A 5,477-nucleotide genomic window follows, 5' to 3' on the forward strand; every position below is an offset into this window, starting at 1 on the left:
GCGTACAGCACACCGCCGCCGGCAATGATCAACGGGCGCTTCGCGGAACGGATGGCAGCGGCTGCGCGGGCGATGTCGTCGTCGTCGGCGTCCGGACGGCGGATCCGCCACTCGCGCTCGGCCAGGAACTCCTCCGGGACATCAAAGGCCTCGGCCTGGACATCCTGCGGCAGCGAGATGGTCACCGAACCGGTTTCCGCCGGGTCTGTCAGGACGCGCAGGCCGTGGTGGAACGCGGAGAACAGCTGCTCGGGCCGGTTGACCCGGTCGAAGAACTTGGACAGCGGACGGAACGCATCATTGACCGTGATGTCGTAGGCATAGGGCTGCTCGAGCTGCTGCAGGACCGGGTCCGCGGCGCGGGTGGCGAACGTGTCGCTCGGCAGCAGCAGCACCGGCAAACGGTTCGTGGTGGCCAGCGCAGCACCGGTCAGCAGGTTCGAGGACCCGGGACCGATCGAGGTGCTGATGGCGAAGGTCTGGCGGCGGCGGGTGTGCCGGGCGTAACCCACGGCCTGGTGCGACTGGGCCTGCTCGTTGCGTCCCTGGTAGTACGGCATGATCGTCGGATCCAGCTGCTGGTACTGCTTCAGGGCCTGGCCCACACCGGCGACGTTGCCGTGGCCGAAGATCCCGAAGGTGCCCGGAATCAGCCGTTCGCGGTAGTCGACTCCCCCGACCGTGTCCACGGTGTACTGCTTCGAAAGGTACTCGACCACGGCCTGGGCGACCGTCATCCTGCGTGTTCCCGATGAATTCTTCATTCCCATGGGAGATTACTCCGTTACTTCTGCGGTGTGGGCTGCCGTGGTGTCGGCGGATGCGGTGTGGTGGAGGAGGGAGGCAGCGGAAGCTACCGCGCCGGCAACATTTCCGTCCGCCGGGTAGAGGAGGGTCCGCCCAACGGTCAGGCCCTGGACGCCGGGGAGCGACAGGGCAGCTTCCCAGGTGGAGAATACTTCCTCCTGGGTGCCGTCCGGGTCCCCGCCGAGCAGGACGGTGGGCATGGTGGTCGCGGCCATCACGCGTTCCATGTCCGCCACCACGGGCAGCTTCATCCAGGTGTAGGCGCTGGTTGAACCCAGGCCTTCGGCGATCGCGATGGATTTGATCACCGCGTCAGTGGAGAGGTCATTGCGGACCTTGCCCTTCTCCCAGACAGACAGGAACGGCTCCACCATGGCGATCAGCTTGCGCTCGGCCAACGAATCGATGGCCTTGGCCGTTGCTTCGAGCAGGGACACGGTGTCCGGATCGCCCAGGCAGATCCGCGTCAGCATCTTGCCGCCGTCGGCCCCCAGTGCTTCCAGGGCGGCGGCCGTGTGGCCGGTGAAGCGGTCGTCGAATTCGTTGACCAGGCCGGTGAGGCCGCCGCGGTTCATGGAACCAAAGACGAGTTTTCCCTCCAGCGCGCCCAGGAGCAGCAGGTCGTCCATGATGTCCGGGGAGGCCAGTATGCCGTCCACAGCCGGGTTGGCCAGGGCAATCTGCAGGCGGTCCAGGAGCTGCCGCCGGTCCGCCATCGCCACCGGGTCACTCCCAACGGACAGGGCGCCGCGGGCCGGATGGTCGGCGGCCACGATGAAGTTCTGCCGGCCGGACTTCAGGCCGGGGTGGCGGCGGCGCGCCTTCGCTGCCCGGGCAATGGCGTCCGGGTCCTCCAGACGGATGGTGCTCAGGTGGGCGTAGCGGCGGGGATCGTCATCAACCGCGATGGGGGCGGTGCCAAGATTGGTGCTCACAGGGCTGCTCCTTCGGTGGCAAGTCCTTCGGTGGCAAGTCCTTTGGTGGCAAACTGCCCGGGAACCAGGCGGCCGCGTTCCGCGAGCAGCGAGGTGACCTCCTCCGGCGTCGGCATGGCGTCCGCGCAGGACAGGCGGGAGGCCACAATGGCGCCCGCGGCGTTGGCGTAGTCCAGGACCTGGGCCAGGGGCCAGCCGGAGAGGAGCCCGTGGCAGAAAGCCCCGCCAAAGGAGTCCCCTGCGCCCAGTCCGTTGAGTGTTTCGACCGGAACGGGGGCTGAGACAACCCGCTCGGTGCGGGTCTTGGCCATCACGCCTTCAGGACCAAGCTTGACGACGGCGATTTCGACGCCCGCCGCGAGGAGCCGGTCTGCCTGCTCGTCAGGGGTTCCCTCCCCCACCGCTACCGCGCACTCCTTGTCGTTACCGATCGCCACCGTCACGTGAGGCAGAATTTTGGCAACCTGGGCGCGGGCTTCCTCTTCGGAGGCCCAGAACATGGGGCGGTAGTCAAGGTCCAGGATGGTGAACTGACCGACTTTAAGGTCCGCGCGGGAACGGGTCTCGTGGGCTGCCAGGTGGGCTGAACGGCTGGGTTCCTGGCACAGACCGGTGACCGTGGACCAGAAGATCCGGGCGTTCCGGATGGCATCGAGGTCCAGTTCCGCGGCCTTGATCTGCAGGTCCGGAGCCGTGGGAAAACGTCCATAGAAGTACAGCGGGAAATCATCCGGGGGCATGATGGCGCAGAACGTCACTGCCGTGGGCCACTCCTGCACAGGGGTGACAAAGGAATCGTCCACGTTGAACTTCTGAAGCTCGCGGTGAAGGTAGGTGCCGAACGCGTCATCGCCGGTCCGGGTGATGACAGCAGCGCTGCGTCCATGCCGGGCCGCAGCCACTGCCACGTTGGACGGGGAACCACCGAGGTACTTGCCAAAGGACGTGACGTCCTCCAGGCCCACCCCGATGTCGTTCGGGTAAATATCAACGCTGATGCGCCCGATCGTAAGAAGTTCGTGGGTCACGGTTATCGCGGACCTTTCCTGATTGAACTCGGTACCTGTGACAGTTGGAGCTCCGTTGCCTGGCCATTCCCGTGAGCGGGAACACACCACTACTTTGCCCTAGAATCAATGTCCTGTCAAAGGTTTGTACTGACATAACTACAACTTGCATTTGGCGGCCAAAAGCCAGGCTGATCGGAGCCCCGGCCCTCCCGCTGCAGTGCCTATTTGCGCGGCACGGCCAGTTCGCCGGTGACATACTGGGCGCGCCCGAACCCGAAGGACCAGTCCCCGGGAGTGTTTTCCACATAACCGATGAAGACGTCCTCCCCGGCCACGCCCAACTCCGCCAGGCTGCCTGCGATTGCCGCGAAAAGGGATTGCTTGGCGTCCTGGGCGCGGCCTCCCTGCGTAAAGATCTGGATCATGACGACGTCAGCCGTGCGCTCAAACCCCAGGCCCGCGTCCTGGGCGAATATCTGGCCCCGCGGATGCTCCGTCAGGACATGGAAGTAGTCGCGCTCCGGAATTCCGTACTCGGCGAGAATCGCATCATGGATTCCCCGGCTGAGTTCGCGCAAGGTCTCGGCACTGCGGCCCTCATTGACATCAATTCGTACCAGTGGCATTTCCATCTCCTCAACTTTGTCCTGACATACTAACAAAGTTGTGAGGAACAATGCAATGCCCGCGCCCGGCGCCGCGGAGGGACCATCCCACACGGCAGGCTTAAAGAAGTACGACGACGGATGGTCACCATCGTGGCGATGGTGACCATCCGTCGTCGTGCTTCACAAACCTGAAGCTGTCAGCCGTTGAAGTCTGCAGGGTGCGGGCCCGTGCGCCCGTCACGCTCAAGGCCGTCCATGACCGCGATCTCGTCTGCGGCCAGGTCGAAGCCGAAGACGTCCAGGTTGTCCTTGATGCGCTGGGGGGTGACGGACTTGGGAATGATGATCCGTCCCTGCTGCAGGTGCCACCGCAGAATGACCTGCGCGGGAGTCACCCCATGCCCGTGCGCAATGTCCGTAACAGAAGGATCTGCGAGTACCGACCCCTGGGCGAGGGGGCTCCAGGCCTCCGTGGCGATCCCGTGCGCGGTGTTGAACGCGACAGTGTCCCGTTGCTGGAGGGCGGGATGAAGCTCGATCTGATTGACGGCGGGCACCGTCCCGCCCAGCCCGATCAGTTTTTGGAGATGCTCGGGCAGGAAGTTGGACACTCCGATAGCCCGGACCTTGCCATCAGCGAGCAGTTTCTCCAGGGCACGCCAGGAGTCAAGGTAGCGGTCGGTGGAAGGCGCCGGCCAGTGGATCAGGTACAGGTCGAGGTAGTCCAGGCCCAGCCTGGCCAGGCTGGCGTCAAAGGCGGCCAGGGTGGAGTCGTAACCGAGGTCGGCCACCCAGAGCTTTGAGGTGATGAACAGCTCGCCGCGGTCGATGCCCGATTCGGCGATTGCCCGCCCGGTGCCCGCTTCGTTTCCGTAGATGGCAGCAGTATCGATGCTCCGGTAACCGGCAGCCAGGGCGTGGCTGACCGCGGCGGTGGTGTCGTCGTCGGACACCTGGAAGACGCCGAAGCCGAGCTGCGGCATGCGGACGCCGTTATTAAGGACGACGGCGGGGATGGAGGTGGTGACGGGGGTGGAAGTCATGATGGTGCTCCTGTTGAGAGTGGATGGTTAGCGGAGGGCGGCCGCGGGTTCGGTGGACGCCGGGGACGTTTGCTGCGCAGCCGACCGCCGCGCAGCGGCAGCGGCGATCAGCATGACCGCGAGCCCGAGCAGGGTGATGCCTGCACCGGCCCAGATGGGCGAGGTGTAGCCGAGTCCCGCAGTGATGGTTACTCCGCCGAGCCAGGCGCCGAGCGCGTTGCCCACGTTGAAGGCACCGATGTTGGCACCCGAAGCGAGGGTGGGTGCGCCGGCGGCGTACTTCATCACCCGCATCTGCAGCCCGGGTACGGTGGCGAAGCCAAAGCCGCCCATCAGGACAAGGGAGGCCACGGTGAGGACCTGGTTGTTAGCCGTGAGGGCGAAGGCCGCGAGGATAAGCACCAGCACGGCGAGCACCACAATAAGGGTCCGGTCGACGTTGCGGTCCGCCGCCTTGCCGCCAATGGTGTTGCCGATGAAGAGGCCCACACCGAAGACAATCAGCAGCCACGGCACGGTGGATGCCGCGACGCCGGTGACCTCGGTGAGCGTGAAGGCGATGTAGGTGAAAGCGCCGAACATACCGCCGTAGCCAAGAATCGTGACAAGGATGGAGAGCCATACCTGGCCGGAGCGGAACGCCCGCAGTTCCGAGCGGAGGGTTCCTGGCGTGGTGTCCCCATGGCCGGTTTTCGGCACCAGGGCCAGGATTCCGGCGAGGGCGATGACGCCGATGACTGTGATGGCCCAGAAGGTGGAGCGCCAGCCCGCCGCCTGTCCCAGCATGGTGCCGAAGGGCACGCCCAGGACATTGGCAGCCGTCAGGCCGGTGAACATGATGGCGATGGCACCGGCCTTTTTGGTGGGCGCCACCATGTCGGCGGCCACCACCGCACCGATGCCAAAGAATGCACCATGGGCCAGGGCGGCAAGAATGCGGCCGGCCATCATCATCCCGTAGCCGGGAGCAAGGGCGGAGATCAGGTTGCCTGCGATGAACAGGACCAAAAGGACTGCCAGGACGGGCTTGCGTTCGAAGCGGGTCACGGCTGCCGTCAGCACCAGGGCGCCAAC

The 5,477-nt window shown here is 65.3% G+C and carries 6 protein-coding genes; all 6 read right to left on the reverse strand.

Features of this window, described 5'->3' with window-relative positions:
* On the reverse strand, positions 1-737 hold a 737-nt coding region (locus DBR22_RS19040), incomplete at its 3' end, for a thiamine pyrophosphate-binding protein (protein ID WP_258229309.1).
* Between the two features lie 39 nt (positions 738-776).
* The gene (locus DBR22_RS19045) at positions 777-1,742 is read right to left on the reverse strand and encodes a Cgl0159 family (beta/alpha)8-fold protein (RefSeq protein WP_441296251.1); all 966 of its coding nucleotides are present in this window, start codon (positions 1,740-1,742) and stop codon (positions 777-779) included.
* Positions 1,739-2,770, reverse strand: coding sequence for a 5-dehydro-2-deoxygluconokinase (iolC, locus tag DBR22_RS19050; protein WP_108600287.1), 1,032 nt, complete (start codon positions 2,768-2,770; stop codon positions 1,739-1,741). The genes DBR22_RS19045 and iolC overlap by 4 nt, the downstream gene beginning before the upstream one ends.
* Positions 2,771-2,973: 203 nt before the next feature.
* On the reverse strand, positions 2,974-3,378 hold the full coding sequence (locus tag DBR22_RS19055) for a tautomerase family protein (protein WP_108600288.1): 405 nt from the start codon (positions 3,376-3,378) through the stop codon (positions 2,974-2,976).
* 179 nt (positions 3,379-3,557) lie between these two features.
* A complete protein-coding gene (locus tag DBR22_RS19060) occupies positions 3,558-4,403 on the reverse strand; it encodes an aldo/keto reductase (protein ID WP_108600289.1) in 846 nt (281 codons plus the stop codon).
* A gap of 27 nt (positions 4,404-4,430) precedes the next feature.
* Positions 4,431-5,477: MFS transporter (locus tag DBR22_RS19065; RefSeq protein ID WP_258229310.1), on the reverse strand; the 1,047-nt coding region annotated here is incomplete at its 5' end.

Origin of the sequence: Arthrobacter sp. HMWF013, assembly GCF_003061105.1 — a bacterium.
Lineage (GTDB): Bacteria > Actinomycetota > Actinomycetes > Actinomycetales > Micrococcaceae > Arthrobacter.

What these genes read in the sequence shown, in the direction of transcription:
- DBR22_RS19055 (WP_108600288.1), bottom strand. Translation starts at nt 3,378, where the DNA reads ATGCCACTGGTACGAATTGATGTCAATGAGGGCCGCAGTGCCGAGACC.
- DBR22_RS19060 (WP_108600289.1), bottom strand. Translation starts at nt 4,403, where the DNA reads ATGACTTCCACCCCCGTCACCACCTCCATCCCCGCCGTCGTCCTTAAT.